This window comes from Enterococcus sp. AZ011 (assembly GCF_050548355.1).
Lineage (GTDB): Bacteria > Bacillota > Bacilli > Lactobacillales > Enterococcaceae > Enterococcus > Enterococcus faecalis.
This window is the reverse complement of record NZ_CP172959.1, coordinates 2,589,104-2,606,250: the sequence shown is the minus strand read 5'-3', so window position 1 is coordinate 2,606,250 and position 17,147 is coordinate 2,589,104. Positions and strand designations below refer to the sequence as shown.

Genomic DNA, 17,147 nt, shown 5'->3' with positions numbered 1-17,147 from the left:
GATAGGAGATGAATAATTATGATGAATTGTAATGAAATAGAAGAGGTTATTAAAGAGTTACTTCCCTTACTTAAAAAATACAACACGGGTGACATGAGTTACTATATTGACCAGTTAAGTACGGTCCTAGACATTCTTAATTCTAATATTTCAATAACTGAAAAAAATCAAGAATTATATAAAATAGGTAAAAAATTATTTCCTGCTCGTGGAGGCTTGACTGACTTCAACGTTTGGGTAGAAGATGGAGAAGAAAGAATATCTATTAATAAACCGATTGATGATTTAACTGACAAATTATGGAATTTAATAAAATAATGTCTACTAATGAAAGATATAAAAATATTGAAAACACAATACCAGATACTTTTAGACAATTTAATACATTATGGAGATAAATCAAATATTCCTCAAATTCAAACAATTAAATATATTTTAAATTTATTAGACAGCAATCCTGACATGACGCAGATAAAAACAATGAATGAATCGTTATATCCTCCAAGAGGTGGATTAGGTGAATTTTATGTTTGGGATGATGATTACGATAAAAGAATAGATTTAAATGAACCGATTGATAAAGCAAAATCAATTACATGGGAAATTTTGATGAAAGATTAATATTGAGCAGATAAACAACACACAATTGATACAAGACTCTAACAGGACATTGACAAGCTCCACAAGTAAATACAAAAGCTCAATGAGTTTGATCGACAAACCAAAAACTTATTCGCCACTAGCTTAGAGGAAATGCAGTTGGCGATGCAAGGTATCTTAGTCCTGAATGAAACAACTGTCAAAAGCAACGGCCTCTACACCTTACCAAGTGGTGTTGATAAAAGTTACTTCACGGAAATTAAAAAAGATACTAAAAATGAAATAATCGACAAACAATTATTAGAAGGCTGTACGATTATTCGTGTTCATGATAAATCACGTGGCTTTGAGCATTACATGCTAGAAAAAGACGACAATAATAATTCAAGAGAGAAGGGGTTATCAATGCTTAAAATAGTTAATAAAAAATTTAATCTTATCACCATATTTTCAATCGCTCTGTTGGTCATGGGCTTCTTGATTGTTGGCTTACAACTGTATTTCTACTTTATCTATGGTTCTAAATTTTTAGACAGTATCACATTGATTGGAATGATTAATTTAGGTTTAGGCTATTACCAGCTCTTTCTAAAAAAAGGCAAGAATATTTCTGAATAAACGGTCAAACGGCAATTATTCCAGATTCTTTTCTTTTTTTCGTGACACTGCCAGCAAGATAACGTAAAATAGAACAGGAGAAGGAAGGGGCAATTGAAGTGAATTTACCAAATAAATTAACAGTTTTAAGAATATTTATGATTCCGATTTTTATTATTATTGTGTCGGTGCCGATGGACTGGGGAACGATTAGTTTTGGCGACACAACGTTAGCCGTTACCCAATTAGTGGGCGCGATTATTTTTGCAGTTGCTAGTTTTACAGACTGGTTGGATGGCAAAATTGCCCGTGCACAAGGCTTGGTGACGAACTTCGGAAAATTTGCGGACCCATTAGCGGACAAAATGCTAGTGATGACCGCCTTTATCGTCTTAGTTGGTCAAGGCAAAGTACCTGCTTGGATTGTAGCAATTATTGTTTGTCGTGAATTGGCAGTAACTGGTTTACGGTTGTTATTAGTCGAACATGGCGAAGTAATGGCAGCAGCTTGGCCAGGAAAAGTAAAAACAGCTACCCAAATGGTTGCAATTATTTTACTATTCATTAACAACATTCCATTTTCAGCACTCCACCTACCACTAGATCAAATCATGCTATATGCCTGCTTGATTTTCACCATTTACTCTGGTGTTGATTATTTTGCTAAGAATAAAGATGTTTTTAAAGGTTCGATGTAACCATATAAAAAAATTGCTTGATAAAAGCATAAATGAAAAAAGGTTCAAAGGTAAAATTGGTGAATCTTTTTTCTGTTCAGTGGGAATAGATATCTTGTTTGAATTTAGAGAACAATTGTTTGCTTTTATTTGACAAGAGGCTATGATTTAGCTATAATGTGGATGAAAGAAGTCAGAAATTCTTATGGCTCATATAGAATTTCTGGAGGTAAAACTCACCTGAAAGGGTACCAGATTATCTGGAGTGATGATAGAGCCAATCATCGAAAACTTACTTTCAGTGTCACGGTGCATGACACTCCAATGATACTTCTCAATTCATAGCTGACTGTTTCAAGTCGTTATGAACAAAGGATCTAGAGGCTGATACATTTAGTAGCCAGAGGGTTGATAAACTATCAGCATATTTATTTAAAGTACGAAGGCTTAGAAGGAGCCTAGGCGAAAGCTGAAAATAATGCACCCTCTTATGAGATATTTCAACAAACGTGCTTTTTGCACGTTTGTTTTTTTTTATCAAAATGAAAACGTAGAGGAGGGATGGAATGGGTGAAGCTAAAGTAACTAAAACTTTCCGATTAACAGAATTAGTGGCAAGTGATTTAAGTTGTAAAGATTTATTTGATGAACTTATTGCCGTTTTAGAAATTTTAGATGTAGAAGTTGTTAATAAAAAAATAGTTTATTTCTATAAAAGAAACGTGAAAAGTAAACAAGAAAAACTAGAAGTTTGTTTTACTAGAGAGAGTATTCTGCACTTAATTGGGATAAGTTATTATGATATTAATGAAAGAGAAACCTCTAAGTCAAGAACGAAAAGTAAGTATGCTATTGAATTTTATAGAGACTTTAAAAGAAATAAATTGAACTTTTCAAAATGTTGGGTAGAAAGTACAAGAAAAGTAAAAGATAAGCTTCAGGTATTGAAATACATTAAAAGCATAAAGACAGATGTGGTCAGAATAGGCGCTGACGGACAATTAAGAACAATTCCTATGACGAACACAATCAGTACGCCTAAGATTGGTTTAGGGATTGGCTTATATCATGATCATCCAGAATTCTCAATTCCTCGTTCTTGTTTAAATCTTGCTCAGGATAAAGAAGCGAAACAACATACCTCGTTTCGTAACGCCTGTCGGTGTACAAAAATTTGGATATATGAAAGAACAGAACAGGGTACTTGGAAATTAGAAGATAGGCAAGAATTTTTTAAAAAAATACAGGCAGAAAAAAGTAAGAAAAAAAGAAGAAAAAAGTAAGATTACGTCATTAACTTAGTTTGTAATTTGCTATATATCGTCAGCTAATGATGTCGTAGAATGAAAAAAGGGGTTCTCTTATACTAATTTTTGTAAAGAATTAAATTTATTTTCTATTACAAGTCCAGTATAGAACTTATTACTTACATAACAGTACTTTTAGAAAAAATCAGAAACAAAATTAAAGAGAGTAGCCCCTTTGAATTTAAAATTTAATAACGATACGTTAAGAAGTACTATCACTTTTTAATTGGACGAACATCACAATCTGAAATGATAAGAGTTGCGAAATTTGGGGGATTTCGTTTTAATGATTTGCATAAGAAACATTAAAACATAAGCTTGGTTTCATTTCTAAAAAGCATACAAAAATTTGGAAAGTAACAATTTTTCTATAAATAAACTGCCAAGTAAATGTTTAGACAGGATATGTTGCTCAACTTTTACGTTTTAAAACACCAAACAACGTTCTGTTTCTTTGAACGATCATGTGAGAAAATGGGAAACGTGATTTACCTAAACCTTGAATAGTTAAGCAAGTTGAGTGGAGATGAAACGAAAAAAATTATGAATTATGAACATTTTTTTACTTATAAAGATATCATTATTAGTTTACTAATTTTCTTTGGATTGTTGTATGTAATAAGGCTGGAAAGCGTGACTAAATATTTTTCGTTAGTAATAGTCGCCATTGTTTGGTTTAATCCAATACTAGTTCAGCTATTTGACAAGCACACGATTACTGTATCGATAGTTGTTACTCAAATGGTTATGCACTTCCTCTTTATTCCTTTATTTTTATTAACGCTATTAATTATTTCAATAACGGAAAAAGAAGATAGGTTATTTTGCCTACCCATTATATTTTCAGTCTTTCTTGTCTGTTCGCAAGCAACTTGGCTGTATGAGTATAATCTACTTTTCAGAGTAGTCGATATCTGGATGATTCTAATGATACTGTTCGTAAGGATAAAAAATATAAATCCTGAGTAGTTGCACTGAGAAAGCAAAGGATTAAAACTTCAAAGGAAAAGCCTGGAACATCAATCATTTTGGATTTTTGTTCCAGGCTTAAAAATGATAAAGGGTGGGAGCAGAAGCAACTACTAACAAACAAGACTTTTCTTTACGACAAATAATGCGGATCGGTCTTAGTTGTGCTAATGTTATCACGGATTTTTTTCAAGGAATCGGCATTTTGATCAAAATTGTGATACATCGTATTTGTATATAAAATATCCATTACCGTTAAGTAACTAATCCGTGAAGCCAAGGATTCCGCACGAAACAAGCCTTCTTCGGTGACGACAATAATTGCTTCATCGGACAAGCCTGCCAACTCTGAACCGCTGTTACCGGTTAACGTAATCATTTTTGCGTTGGTTTTTTTTACTTGTCGTGCTAGGTTGATTGATTCTTTGGTTTTGCCTGAATGGGAAAAAATAAACACGCAATCTTCACTGGTTAATTTTGTGACAAAGCTTAACTGCATGTGGTAATCAAAAATGTAGTTGCATCGATAGTTGGTCCGAATGAATTTATGGAAACTATCAAAAGCCACAATCGAGGAGCCGCCTTGCCCAAAAAAGTGAAGTGTTTTGGCAGAGTACATCAAAGCCAACACGTTATCTAACAGCTCCTTTGTTAAGAACTGTGTGGCGTTACTGAGGGAATAAATATTGGCTTGTAAGACTTTTTTAGCAATGGTAATACTATCATCATCTGGTGAAATATCATCGGCGCCATTCACGCTATTGACGTTTTGAAAAGTCGGCTGATAATTAGAATTTCTGGCGATATCAATTTTAAATTCTTGGAACCCAGAATAGCCAATCTTTTTTACAAATTGATACACGGAAGATTGGGAGACGCCAATTTCGTTGGCCAGACTTTCTAACGTCATTTGTGTCAATAATGATTCAGAATGAACAAAGTAATCGGAAATTTTCTTTTCTGTGAGGCTCAAATTCGGTTTTTTGATCCGAATCCGTTGATCCAAATAGTGGTTTTTCATTAACACGTTCCTCCAATCTTATTTTTTTAAAATAAAATGAATGCCTTTTCATTGTTGGTATAGACTGATTATAGTGGAAAAAGAGGACAAATACAATTTCTCTTTTTCTCCACAAAAAAGAAATTCTTTAAAAAAAGCCAAAAAAAAATAAATAATCTTTTTTCTGAAAAATGAAGGGGTCTTGAAAAGACTTCTCTCAACTAAAGAAAGTAGCCAGTAAAAAGAACGTGATACCAAGAGATTTACTTGTGTTTTTTGTATGAAAGCTCCTTAAAAATAAAAACGTTTTACCTTTTGAGTAGGCAAGATTTTTGCTAAAAAATAAAAAAATATTTTTTAATTAGTGTAATCGTTTACATTATTTTTTTTATCCTTTATGATTGAAGTATCAAAAGAGGCAGGTGAAAGAAAAATGGACATTGGCTTTATTGGACTTGGGAAAATGGGTTTGAACATGGCATTAAATGTTCACGAACAAGGCTGGCCCATTATTGGCTTTGATGTAACAAAGGAAGCAAGAGCGACTGCTAGAGAACAGGGTCTTTCCGTTGTAGATTCGTTGCCGGAATTATTGAAAGCGCTTAATAAAAGGAAGGTGATTTTTTTAAGTACCCCCGCTGGTCAGATTACCAATCAATTAGTGGCAGAATTGGTAGAGCAATTAGCACCAGAGGATATCATTGTGGATAGTGGCAATTCAAATTTTCATGATAGTGTCGCGAATGCTCAACTTGCCAAGGAAAAAGGAATTTATTTTATTGATTGTGGTACTTCTGGTGGCATCAAAGGAGCGCGGGAAGGAGCGTGTTTAATGGTTGGCGGTGCGCCTGAAGCTGTCAAAGTGTTAACCCCATTTTTTGAAGATTTAGCTTGTGAACAAGGGTATCTTTATGCTGGGAAATCAGGAGCTGGTCACTATTTGAAAATGGTGCATAACGGGATTGAGTACGTCATGATGCAAGCCATGGGCGAAGGATTCAATTTATTAGAAGCTGCCGAATATGATTTTGCGTTGGAGAAAGTAGCCGATGTGTGGAATCACGGCTCGATTATTGAAGCTCGCTTGATGGGCTTAGCGAAAGAGGTTTTTGCGGAAAATCCTACGTTAGCCAATCTAGAAGGGAAAGTGGCAGCAAATGGCGAAGCCAAATGGATGATTGAAGAAGCATTGCGTTTGGAGATGCCCGTCCCAACTACGGCGTTGTCCTTATTTACTCGAAATGAAAGTATGCTAGCAAATCATTTTTCAAACAAAGTGGTCGCTTCTTTGCGACAAGGATTTGGCGGGCATGAAGTCGTAAAAAGTCAGTAAAGGAGTTTAGTCATGTTAAAAAAACAAAAAATTGCCATAGTGAATTCCAGTAGTTTTGGTCAAATTTTTCCTGAACACTTGACGCGCTTAGAAAAAATAGGCACCGTGAAGCATTTTACAGTCGACAGTGAAATTGGTGGCAAAGAGTTAGCGGAACGTTTACAAGGATATACGATTATTATTGCTAGCGTGACGCCATTTTTCGCGAAAGAATTTTTTGAACATAAAGATGAATTGTTGCTGATTTCTCGTCATGGCATTGGGTATAACAACATCGATTTAGACGCTGCAAAACAGCACGACACAATTGTTTCCATCATCCCAGCTTTAGTAGAACGAGATGCCGTGGCGGAAAACAATGTCACAAATTTGCTAGCTGTTTTACGGCAAACTGTGGCTGCAGATGCCAGCGTTAAAGCAGATCAATGGGAAAAACGAGCGAATTTTGTCGGTCGGACGTTATTTAACAAAACTGTGGGTGTCATTGGTGTTGGGAACACAGGAAGTTGTGTCGTGGAGACGTTACGAAACGGATTTCGCTGTGACGTGTTAGCGTATGATCCCTATAAATCCGCCACTTATCTGCAAAGTTATGGAGCCAAAAAAGTAGACTTAGATACGTTGCTAGCTTCAGCTGACATCATTTGTTTATGTGCCAATTTAACTGAAGAAAGTTATCACATGATTGGCTCGGCGGAAATTGCCAAGATGAAAGACGGCGTCTATCTTTCCAATAGCGCACGAGGCGCCTTGATTGATGAAGAAGCCATGATTGCCGGCTTACAATCGGGCAAAATTGCTGGGCTTGGGACAGATGTTTTAGAAGAGGAACCAGGTCGGAAAAATCATCCTTATCTTGCGTTTGAAAATGTAGTAATGACGCCGCACACCTCCGCTTATACCATGGAATGCCTGCAAGCGATGGGAGAAAAATGCGTGCAAGATGTGGAAGACGTGGTGCAAGGTATTTTACCTCAACGGGCAGTGCAAGAAGTCAGTCGTTACGTTAGTTAAGAAGGAGGAGGAGCATGTTAACTGATTTAAAAGTGAAAGTTGGACCGCAATTTTATCGTTACCACGAAGGCGCCTTAACTTCGGTGCCGTCACTTTTCAAGGAATATCACGCCCAACGAATTTTGGTGGTGCATGGCACCGTATCCTTTGAAAAAGCTCAGCCATTTTTGCCATTCTTGGCAGATTCAGAGTATCAATTCTTCTATCACACTTACACAGGAGAATGTAGTTATTTTGGCGCCGAACAAATTTCACAGCAAATAAAGGAACACCAGATTGACTTTCTTCTGGGAGTCGGCGGCGGTAAGTTAGCCGATTTAGTGGGCTACAGCGCCCATTTAAACAATCTGAATTTTGGCTTAGTCCCTACTTTGGCTAGTAACTGTGCGCCGTGGACACCGTTAGCTGTGATGTATCAAGAAAATGGCGCGGCCGAAGGCAAAACGGAACATTTCTTTCGCCAAGCTGCGTTTTTAATCACTGATCCTAAGTTGCTTCTGGATGCGCCCCGTGATTATTTTGTCGCTGGTTTAGCTGATACGTTAGCGAAATGGTATGAATCAGAGACCATTTTACGCCAAGCCCATTTGCAAGGGGAACCCTTTTTACAATTAGCGGGAGCGACCGCCAAGCTTTCGCAAGAAGCGATTATGCGGGACTCAAAAGCAGCCTTAGCAGCGATGGACGAGGGCAAACTCACGCCTGAATTTGTCCATCTTTCAGAAATTGTTTTCGCTGTTTCTGGATTAGTCGGCGGCTTCGGTGACAAATACGCCCGCAATGCAGCAGCACACGCCATGCATGATGCTATGAGTAAATTTTTACCCAAAAGTCATGACTATTTACATGGCGAAAAAGTAGCTTACGGCATCTTCTATCAATTAGCATTGGAAAAAAGGTGGGCCATCATAGACGCATTAATCCCCTTTTATCAAGAGCTAAACTTGCCCATGTCGTTACGACAAATGGGCCTTTACCCAGAAGAAGAAGCAGTACTCGATGCAATGGTTCAATTTATTGATTCAAAAGAAAAGGTTCATTTAATTCCTATTGAGATTTCGGAAGAACGTTTACGTCAAGGGATTGAAGAACTAGAAAAGTATATCCAAAACCAAGGATAAGAAGGAGGAACTATGGAAACGTTAAGTGTTTTACAAAGTTTGATAATGGCGCTTTGGGTGGCAGCAATTATGTCCAGATGGCTTGGAGGAGGAGCAACGTTAACGTTGCGTTTCTCGCCCTTAATGACAGGGTTAGTAGCAGGTTTAGTGATGGGCGATGTCCCGAAAGCGATGATTGTCACCGCAGCATTACAAATGATTTACATGGGTGTTTTTTCACCAGGTGGCTCTATGCCAGCAGAACCATCAATTGCGGCAGCGATTGCTGTGCCAGTTGCGTTGCTAGGGAATTTGAAGCCGGAAGCGGCTATCGCCGTAGCGGTTCCTGTCGGTCTTTTAGGAAGTTATTTATATCAATTCCGTTTCTTTATTAACACGTTTTTAGGGAAGTATACCGATCGTGCGGTGGCTGAACTAAATTCTAAAAAAATTGCCCGCTCAATTATCTGGTATCCAACGATTGCCTCATTTATTTTATTCGTTCCATTAGTCTTTTTTGCTCTTTATCTAGGGGCACCAGTCATTGCCGATATTATTAAAGCATTAGAAGGAACCGTTGTGATTCACGTGTTAGAAGTAGTCGGTGGTGGTTTAGCCGCAATTGGGATTGCGACAACGGTCTATGTCATTGGTCGAAAAGATTTCTTGGTTTTCTTTTTCCTTGCATACTTCATGAGTATCGTCTTTAAGTCATTGGAAATTACCATGGTAACGTATGCCATCTTTGGCGTAATTATTGCGTTAATTTTTGTGCAAGTCCAAAAAGGCAAACCTGTAGCAGAAAGTGCTGGTTCCGCCAGTGCCACCACTGATTTTGATGATGATGACGATTACGATGACGGGTTTTAAAAGAAAAAGGAGGAACTGAAATGACGGAAACAACAGAAAAAGTCGTGCCGAAAACAACGAATTTAGCACCAGAAGAAATTACCAATAAAGATGTTACAAAAGCCTATCTCCGTTGGCATTTTGCCAATGAAATTCCCCATTCCTTTGAACGTTACTTGGCGCCTTCGTTATTGTACGCAATGATGCCACTTTTAAAGAAATTATATAAAGACGATGAACAATTAAAAGCCGCTTATATGCGTCAACTGCTGTTTTTCAATACGCAATTAAGCTGGGGCGGCGGGGTCATTACTGGGTTGATGGCTTCCATGGAACAAGAGCGGGCCAAAGAAGAACATGAAGGCCGCGAAATCATGATGCAAGATGATTTAATGTATAACACCAAAGCTGGCTTGATGGGCGCGTTAGCGGGGATTGGTGATGCGATTGACTCAGGTACGGTTCAATATATTTTTATTGCGATTGCGGTGCCGTGGGCGCAACAAGGTAGCGCATTAGGTGCGATTTTCCCCTTTGTCGCGTTTGCCCTTTATCAAGTACTGTTAGGTGTGTTCTTTGCGAGACAATCCTTCAAAATGGGGCGGAATGCCACAGGCTTAATGCAAAGTGCTGGGATTCAAAAAGCCATTGAAATGTTATCTGTTTTAGGGTTGTTCATGATGGGAATTTTAGCTGGTAATTATGTCAAAGTTTCTTCAACCCTTCAATTTAAACTTTCTGGCCGTGAGTTTGTGGTCCAAGATATTCTTGATCAGATTGTCCCAGGACTCTTACCGCTAGCTGTCGTAATGGGCGTGTATTGGTTCTATACGAAAAAAGGTTTGAAAGTTACGCAAGCATTATTGTGGTTAACAGGTATTTTAATTGTCTTAGCAACAGTCGGTATTTTATAAAAAGAAAAGGACGTGAATCAGATGGGCGTAGTAAATTTAGCAAGAGTAGATGAACGATTAATTCATGGACAAGTGATGGTGACCTTGTCCCAAAAAAGTGGCGTTAATTCCATTTTCGTTGTCGATGAAGTGGTGGCAAAGGATAAATTTATGCGTGATTTATACAAAAGTGCAGGCAGTCGGACAGGACAAAAAACCATTGTCATTACGCCGGAAAAAGCCAAATTTTATTGGGATGAATACCAATTCAAAGAGTACAACTGTATTTTAATCGCTAAAACCGTCTCTGTAATTTATGACTTAGTAAAACACGGAGTCCCTATGAAGGAGTTAAACATCGGCGGTATTGCACAGAAAAATCCAGAAAAAGATTTATTAGTAACCAAATCTGTTTATTTAAACAAAGAAGATGCCGAAAAATTAAAAGAGCTACATGAGGTGTATGGCGTAGAAGATATTTATTTCCAAGCAACGCCTTCTGCACCAAAAACTAGTTTAAAAGAGGTTTTAGGCAAATTTAATTTATAAAAAAGGCCAGTCGCTTGAGTCATTGCATGACTGTTTGAAGTAATGACTCAAGCCACTGAACTGAAGGAGGAACTTTTATGTTAGGGATTGTGATTGCTACACATGGTGCACTAAGTGACGGTGCGAAAGACGCAGCTACCGTGATTATGGGCGCAACCGAAAATATCGAAACCGTTAATCTAAATAGTGGAGACGATGTCCAAGCACTAGGCGGGCAAATTAAAACAGCGATTGAGAACGTCCAACAAGGGGATGGCGTGGTGGTCATGGTTGACTTATTAAGTGCGAGTCCTTACAATCAGGCAGTTTTGGTGATTAACGAACTAGAACCAGCACTACAAAAGAAAATCTTTGTGGTGAGTGGTACCAACCTACCAATGGTCTTAGAAGCGATAAACCATCAATTATTGGGCACACCGATTGCTGAAGCGGCGCAAGCGATTGTTGCGCAAGGCAAAGAAAGTGTGCAAGCATGGGATATTTCTATGACTTCCTTTGAGGATGAAGAGGATGAGGACGATGATTTTTAAGAATGTAGTAAAGGGTGAAAGCAATGAAATGGGGATTTAGATGGTACGGAGCGGCAGGCGATGCCATTCCGTTAAAACATATTCGACAGATTCCAGGAATTACTGGTGTTGTCGGTACCTTGTTAAATAAACTACCAGGTGATGTTTGGACAGTAGCCGAAATTCAGGCACTTAAACAATCGGTGGAACAAGAAGGATTAGCACTTTTAGGAATTGAAAGTGTTGCTATTCATGATGCCATTAAAGCGGGGACGGATCAACGAGACCACTATATTGATAATTATCGCCAGACGTTGCGTAACTTGGGGAAATGCGGAATTTCCTTAGTGTGCTACAGTTTCAAGCCTATTTTTGGTTGGGCTAAAACGGACTTGGCGTATGAGAATGAAGATGGCAGCTTATCGTTGTTATTTGATCAAGCTGTGGTAGAGAACATGCAGCCAGAAGACATGTATCAATTGATTCACAGTCAGTCAAAAGGATTCCGGTTACCAGGTTGGGAAGAGGAGCGTTTGCAACAATTTCAAGAATTGAAAGCCATGTATGCCGGCGTAACAGAAGAAGATTTGGTCGAAAATTTGCGCTACTTTTTAGAACGTGTGATTCCTGTCTGTGAAGAAGAAAATATCAAAATGGGGATTCACCCCGATGATCCACCTTGGGAAATTTTTGGTTTGCCAAGAATCACTAAAAATTTAGCGGATTTAAAACGGATCCTTTCCTTGGTGGACTCACCAGCAAATGGGATTACATTTTGTACAGGTTCCCTCGGTGCGGACCCGACGAATGATTTGCCTACTATGATTCGTGAAATAGGTCACAGAATTAATTTTGTTCATTTCCGCAATGTGAAGTATTTAGGTGAGCATCGTTTTGAAGAAACGGCGCATCCGAGTGTCGCTGGTTCGTTAGATATGGCGGAATTAATGCAAGCACTGGTAGACGTAGGGTATGAAGGCGTTATTCGCCCTGACCATGGGCGGGCAATTTGGGATGAAAAAGCGATGCCTGGTTATGGTTTATATGATCGAGCAATGGGGTTGACCTATATTCAAGGACTGTACGAAGCAACCAAAGCCAAACAAAATAGGAAGTGACAGAATGGAAACAAAAGTTGAAAAAAATCAACTGTATCAACAATTAGCGACATGTAAACTTTTACCACTATACACTGCAACAGATTTACGCTATTTGCCACAAGTAGAATCAGTCTTAGTAGAAAACGAATTACCGTTTATTGAAGTCACTTTTCGGAGTCAGCTGGCCTTGCCTGCCATCAAACAACTTGCTGCTTCAGGGAATTTAATAGTAGGCGCAGGAACTGTTAGAACCTTGAAAGAAGCCCAAGAGGCAGTAGCGAACGGTGCACAGTTCATTGTTTCCCCAGCGATTGTTCCAGAAGTCATTGATTTTTGTCTGGCAAATGAGGTGCCTATTTTTCCAGGAACAGCTACGCCTGGGGAGATTCAGCGAGCGCTGGCGTATGGCTTACGAGTGGTTAAATTTTTCCCAGCCGATATTTACGGCGGGTTAAAAGCCATCAAAAGTTTAAGTGGCCCGTTTTATGATGTTCAATTTTTACCAACTGGTGGGATTGATGAAACAAACTTTATAGAGTATGTGGAAGCAGAAGAAGTATTAGCAGTGGGCGGCTCCTTTATTTTATCGGAAAAGATGCTTCAAGAAGATGAAGCTTCGGCACGCCAGCATGTTCAATCTTTACTTACGAAAATCAAAGAACGACAAGCAAAATAAAAAGATGGGCTAAGTTTTGTTACTTAGTCCTCTTTTTTCTGTCCAAATGTTACTGACATTATTTTAGTTTTCATTTTGTAAAAATAGTATAGGAGAAAAGCAATCAGTTATGTATAATTAGTGAAAGAAGGTTGCGTGAAGTAAAAATAAAAAGGAGAGCAAAGGATGTTAAAAAATGTAGAAGTGTTCTGGCAAAACTTTTTAGATAAACATGAATTAGATATGTTGATGCCCGATGTGTGGATGTTTGGTGATGGCTCTTCTGAGATGGGTAATCGTTTGGGTCAATTGGTTGTTTCTGGACGTAAGACAGCGACATGTTCTTCTTTAGATATTTATAAGATGGAAGAAGAACAACTCCCTAAAGCTGGTCAATACGACATAATTTTAGATGGTCAGTCTCAACCGCTGGCTATTATTCGAACAACCAAAGTTGAAATTATGCCCATGAACAAGGTCTCAGAATCTTTTGCACAAGCGGAAGGTGAAGGAGATTTGACGCTGGATTATTGGTATGAAGAGCATGCGCGGTTCTTTAAAGAAGAACTGGTCCCCTATCAGCTACAATTTTATCCCGACATGCTGTTAGTTTGCCAAAGTTTTGAAGTGGTGGATCTTTATACAGAAAAAGAATAGACAGAGAAGCGGTGACTGACACGATTGAAACGAGCAGTCGCCGCTTTTTTTACTGATTTTTTGAAAAAGTTGCGTATGTTTATATAGACAGGGTGATAGAAAAGAGATGTGTATTTTAAGTGTCGAGGAAAAGATGGTACAATAACCTAAGGAATACTAACAAGGAGTGAATGTTATGAAAGAAGAATTTTCATATGAAATTTTAGAAGAAGTCGCTGTGTTATCTGAGAATGCTCGTGGCTGGCGTAAAGAATTGAATTTAATTAGTTGGAATGGTCGTCCACCAAAATTTGATTTGCGTGAGTGGGCCCCTGATCACGAAAAAATGGGTAAAGGCATCACCTTAACTAACGAAGAATTTGCTGAATTAAGCAAAACAATTAAATCCATGTAAAAGGAGCACCCTGTCAATGAAAAGTATGACTGGATTTGGAAAAAAGACCATTCAAAATGAAAATTATCAATTGGATGTTGAAGTCAAAAGTGTCAACCAGCGGTTTTTAGATATTCTATTGCGTATGCCAAAGGAACTGAATGCCTATGAACTGGTGATTCGGCAAGTAATCAAACGCACGTTAAAACGTGGACGTGTGGAAGTCTATGTAAATCTCCAAAAAATCGGCAACAATCAAAAAGAAGTACGCGTGCAGTGGGACTTAATTGATCAATTATTAACTTCGGTAGATCAACATTTAAAGGAAAACTATCCGGAAGCAACGTTTGATGCAGGGGACACGGTCAACCATTTATTAAAGCAAAATGATTTTGTCGAAATAGTGGAAGCAGAAATCGTTGATCAGACATTTGAACCATTTCTTGTTCAAGCATTTGAAGCAGCCATCGCTAGTCTTGACCAAAGCCGTGTGCAAGAAGGAACGCAAATTAAACAAGTCCTGCTTGACTATGTAGCAGTGTTGACCCAATCAATTCAAGAACTGCAAGCGTTTGTGGGCGTTTTTGAACAAGAATACCGTCAACGTTTTGAAGCGAAATTAAACGAATGGTTAGGTAGCCAAGTGGATGAAACACGCTTATTAACAGAAATGGCCATTTTATTGGAAAAAGGCGATATTCATGAAGAATTAGATCGTTTGGATATCCATATTGATAAGTTGCATCAGTTGCTTGACGAAACAGAACCAGTGGGCCGAGAACTAGATTTCTTAATTCAAGAAATGAACCGTGAAGTCAATACGATTGGTTCGAAATCAAGTCCAATTGAAATAAAAAATAGTGTCGTTCAAATGAAAACAACCTTAGAAAAGATTCGTGAACAAATTCAAAATGTCGAATAGAGAAAATGGTTTCGTGTTTTTCCAGAAAACGCTATAATATAGAAGTAACGAATAAATGACAGAGGTGAAAGCAATGACTAAATTTTATGATGTAACCTTTCAAGAATTAAGTGGTCGTTCTGTGGTAAAAACAGAAGTCGCTTCAGACAGAGAACCATTTGACGTCTGGCAAGATGCTTGTGCAAGCTATTCTGAAACAGAATTAAATATCCAAATTAACGAAGACACGTTTGTTACTTTGAATCGTCATTTTGTTGTTCGCATTGACGTGAAAGAAGTTGACGGCCCTGTCGACAAACAAGTTCGTCGTCGCGATGAATTGATGAACGTGGTCAATACGCTTTCTAATATGGGCTTATAAAAAATGCCACCAAGCATTTCACGCTTGGTGGTATTTTTTTTAATTAGAATAAAAGAAACAAGCCAACGGCGCATAGGAAAGAAAGAACTGCGGCACTTAAAAAGATTGTCCGCATGGATGCAGTTTTACTGCTTTCTTTGCCGTGTTTTTTCTGACGTTCTAAACGTTTTTGAAGCTGACGGGTAATTACTGAGAAAATCAGCCCGAAAAGGACTAAAACACTTGTGGCAATCGATTTGGGAATAAAATGATTCGGTTCTGCAACGGTGGTGTCCCCAGAATGTTCGTTTGATTCTTCCGCAGCTTCCGCTGTTGTTTGTTTTGGCTTAACTTCTTGGTAAGCCACTTTTGGCGCTTGAACCGTACTATTTAATAATGTCAAGGGCGTGTCGACTTGCACCTGCCCTGCTACTAATTTAAAAGTAGGCTGACTGCCTTTGGGAACGACACCGTATAAATCGTTAGCCAAAGTGACTTTTTTGTGATCAATGGTTTGTGGTCCTTTGTCTAAAAGTTTTTTGCGTTCGTATGTCGTATAGGCATAGTCCAGCAAAGCATTCCCAGCCACATGCCGTTCGTATTCACCATCTTGGTTTTGCCAATTACCAACGCCTAAAATGACTTCAATTAAACGGAAATCTCCTTGTTTGACAGTCGCAATATAGTTAAAGCCGCCTGTTGGACTAGAGCCTGTTTTTAAACCATCCACGCCTTGATAACCATACTTAGCGCCTGGTAAAGAATAATTGTATGCTTCAAACGTTTCCTCGTAAGGCGTGCCGACCATTGTTTTCACCACTGGTTTATTGGTGATTTCTAAAATTTCTGGATAATTTTTCAGAAAATGATAGGTTAGTGAAGCTAAATCTCTAGCTGTAGAGACGTTATCGCCATTTGGGTCAATTCCTTGCATTTGATACAGGCCGTTAAAGGCACTTGCTTGCGCCCCACTGCAGTTGTAATAGGTAGTATTTGTCATCCCTAATTCAGCCGCTTTTTGATTCATTAAATGAACAAAGTCAGTAGGCTGGTCCCCTGAAATTAAATTTGCCAACATGAGAGTCGCCACATTAGAAGAGGGGACAGCAATCATTTTTAATAGTTCACGGACTGGATAAGCAACACCTAACGTAATTTTGTTATTACTAATGGCATATATTTTAGAAATATCGACATCTTTTTGCGTAGCAGTCACAGTGGTATCCATTGTAAATTTTCCTTGCTCCATTGCTTCAAAGGCCAAGTACATGGTCATCACTTTGGCAATACTGGCAGGATTCCACGCTAAATCTGGTTGCTGCGACCAGAGAATTTCTCCAGAATCAGCATCAACAACGATGGCTGCTTTGGGAATGCCATCCTCTTTCAGGGTCGTCCCCATTTTTTTAGCAATCGCGGTAATATCTTCTTCTGCGTGAGTCACAGTAGGTTGGGCAAAAAAGGCCCCACAACTGACGACTAAGCCTAGCAGAAACAATGTAAATGGTTTAATTCGTGCGATGTTTCTCAGTCCTTTCTTATTCACGTTTTTTCATCCTAAAGGAGTCATCACTTCATTTTACTTAAAAAATGGCTGCCTGTATAGGAATTCTAGGTAATTTGTTTAAAAAAAGAACAAGTTATGAAAGCCAAATTAAAGAAGAAATGTTATTTTTTCAGTGAATCTCCAAGAAAGTCTTGAA

General features: G+C 38.3%; 20 protein-coding genes. 18 read left to right on the top strand and 2 right to left on the bottom strand.

The annotated features are described in order from the left end of the window. Window positions 1-18 precede the first annotated feature (18 nt). The 5 genes from IGL36_RS12570 to IGL36_RS12550 all read left to right on the top strand — a co-directional run bounded on the left by IGL36_RS12570 (window position 19) and on the right by IGL36_RS12550 (window position 3,157). Entirely contained in the window at window positions 19-318 is a 300-nt protein-coding gene (locus IGL36_RS12570; protein WP_002365383.1) for a hypothetical protein, read from the top strand. A gap of 9 nt (window positions 319-327) precedes the next feature. Further along, on the top strand, window positions 328-621 hold the full coding sequence (locus tag IGL36_RS12565) for a hypothetical protein (protein ID WP_002354892.1): 294 nt from the start codon (window positions 328-330) through the stop codon (window positions 619-621). A 132-nt stretch (window positions 622-753) separates the two neighbouring features. After that, the gene (locus IGL36_RS12560) at window positions 754-1,218 is read left to right on the top strand and encodes a hypothetical protein (protein WP_002354893.1); all 465 of its coding nucleotides are present in this window, start codon (window positions 754-756) and stop codon (window positions 1,216-1,218) included. A gap of 98 nt (window positions 1,219-1,316) precedes the next feature. Continuing rightward, window positions 1,317-1,895, top strand: a complete 579-nt coding sequence (gene pgsA, locus IGL36_RS12555) for a CDP-diacylglycerol--glycerol-3-phosphate 3-phosphatidyltransferase (RefSeq protein ID WP_002365382.1) — start codon at window positions 1,317-1,319, stop codon at window positions 1,893-1,895. A gap of 545 nt (window positions 1,896-2,440) precedes the next feature. Continuing rightward, window positions 2,441-3,157, top strand: a complete 717-nt coding sequence (locus IGL36_RS12550) for a PBECR4 domain-containing protein (protein ID WP_002354895.1) — start codon at window positions 2,441-2,443, stop codon at window positions 3,155-3,157. A 1,126-nt stretch (window positions 3,158-4,283) separates the two neighbouring features. Here IGL36_RS12550 and IGL36_RS12545 read toward each other — a convergent pair. Then, on the bottom strand, window positions 4,284-5,171 hold the full coding sequence (locus IGL36_RS12545; protein ID WP_002383224.1) for a MurR/RpiR family transcriptional regulator: 888 nt from the start codon (window positions 5,169-5,171) through the stop codon (window positions 4,284-4,286). A 376-nt stretch (window positions 5,172-5,547) separates the two neighbouring features. Between IGL36_RS12545 and gnd the strand changes: the two genes are divergently transcribed. The 13 genes from gnd to IGL36_RS12480 all read left to right on the top strand — a co-directional run bounded on the left by gnd (window position 5,548) and on the right by IGL36_RS12480 (window position 15,465). Further along, on the top strand, window positions 5,548-6,483 hold the full coding sequence (gnd, locus tag IGL36_RS12540) for a phosphogluconate dehydrogenase (NAD(+)-dependent, decarboxylating) (RefSeq protein ID WP_002378979.1): 936 nt from the start codon (window positions 5,548-5,550) through the stop codon (window positions 6,481-6,483). A 12-nt stretch (window positions 6,484-6,495) separates the two neighbouring features. Continuing rightward, window positions 6,496-7,497: a D-isomer specific 2-hydroxyacid dehydrogenase family protein gene (locus IGL36_RS12535; protein ID WP_002398173.1), complete on the top strand. Its 1,002-nt coding sequence runs from the start codon at window positions 6,496-6,498 to the stop codon at window positions 7,495-7,497. A 14-nt stretch (window positions 7,498-7,511) separates the two neighbouring features. After that, window positions 7,512-8,618: an iron-containing alcohol dehydrogenase family protein gene (locus IGL36_RS12530; RefSeq protein WP_002388614.1), complete on the top strand. Its 1,107-nt coding sequence runs from the start codon at window positions 7,512-7,514 to the stop codon at window positions 8,616-8,618. 12 nt (window positions 8,619-8,630) lie between these two features. Beyond that, window positions 8,631-9,467: a PTS mannose/fructose/sorbose/N-acetylgalactosamine transporter subunit IIC gene (locus tag IGL36_RS12525; protein WP_002354902.1), complete on the top strand. Its 837-nt coding sequence runs from the start codon at window positions 8,631-8,633 to the stop codon at window positions 9,465-9,467. Window positions 9,468-9,487: 20 nt separating this feature from the next. Next, a complete protein-coding gene (locus tag IGL36_RS12520; RefSeq protein ID WP_002354903.1) occupies window positions 9,488-10,360 on the top strand; it encodes a PTS system mannose/fructose/sorbose family transporter subunit IID in 873 nt (290 codons plus the stop codon). 21 nt (window positions 10,361-10,381) lie between these two features. Then, complete coding sequence (locus IGL36_RS12515) at window positions 10,382-10,888, top strand: PTS system mannose/fructose/N-acetylgalactosamine-transporter subunit IIB (protein WP_002354904.1); 507 nt, start codon at window positions 10,382-10,384, stop codon at window positions 10,886-10,888. Between the two features lie 77 nt (window positions 10,889-10,965). Beyond that, on the top strand, window positions 10,966-11,418 hold the full coding sequence (locus IGL36_RS12510; RefSeq protein ID WP_002398171.1) for a PTS sugar transporter subunit IIA: 453 nt from the start codon (window positions 10,966-10,968) through the stop codon (window positions 11,416-11,418). Between the two features lie 23 nt (window positions 11,419-11,441). After that, window positions 11,442-12,515, top strand: a complete 1,074-nt coding sequence (uxuA, locus tag IGL36_RS12505) for a mannonate dehydratase (RefSeq protein ID WP_002388613.1) — start codon at window positions 11,442-11,444, stop codon at window positions 12,513-12,515. 4 nt (window positions 12,516-12,519) lie between these two features. Further along, window positions 12,520-13,173, top strand: a complete 654-nt coding sequence (locus tag IGL36_RS12500) for a bifunctional 4-hydroxy-2-oxoglutarate aldolase/2-dehydro-3-deoxy-phosphogluconate aldolase (protein WP_002359031.1) — start codon at window positions 12,520-12,522, stop codon at window positions 13,171-13,173. A 165-nt stretch (window positions 13,174-13,338) separates the two neighbouring features. Further along, window positions 13,339-13,809: an ASCH domain-containing protein gene (locus IGL36_RS12495; RefSeq protein WP_002398170.1), complete on the top strand. Its 471-nt coding sequence runs from the start codon at window positions 13,339-13,341 to the stop codon at window positions 13,807-13,809. Window positions 13,810-13,984: 175 nt separating this feature from the next. Beyond that, window positions 13,985-14,203 carry a YdbC family protein gene (locus IGL36_RS12490; protein ID WP_002381076.1) on the top strand — a complete coding sequence of 73 codons (219 nt, stop codon included), beginning with the start codon at window positions 13,985-13,987 and terminating at the stop codon, window positions 14,201-14,203. Window positions 14,204-14,219: 16 nt separating this feature from the next. Then, on the top strand, window positions 14,220-15,104 hold the full coding sequence (locus IGL36_RS12485) for a YicC/YloC family endoribonuclease (protein WP_002398169.1): 885 nt from the start codon (window positions 14,220-14,222) through the stop codon (window positions 15,102-15,104). 55 nt (window positions 15,105-15,159) lie between these two features. Further along, on the top strand, window positions 15,160-15,465 hold the full coding sequence (locus IGL36_RS12480) for a hypothetical protein (RefSeq protein WP_002383233.1): 306 nt from the start codon (window positions 15,160-15,162) through the stop codon (window positions 15,463-15,465). Between the two features lie 43 nt (window positions 15,466-15,508). On the opposite strand, the gene IGL36_RS12475 is transcribed toward IGL36_RS12480, so the two are convergent. Then, window positions 15,509-16,990 carry a DUF1958 domain-containing protein gene (locus IGL36_RS12475; RefSeq protein ID WP_002398168.1) on the bottom strand — a complete coding sequence of 494 codons (1,482 nt, stop codon included), beginning with the start codon at window positions 16,988-16,990 and terminating at the stop codon, window positions 15,509-15,511. Window positions 16,991-17,147: the final 157 nt, after the last annotated feature.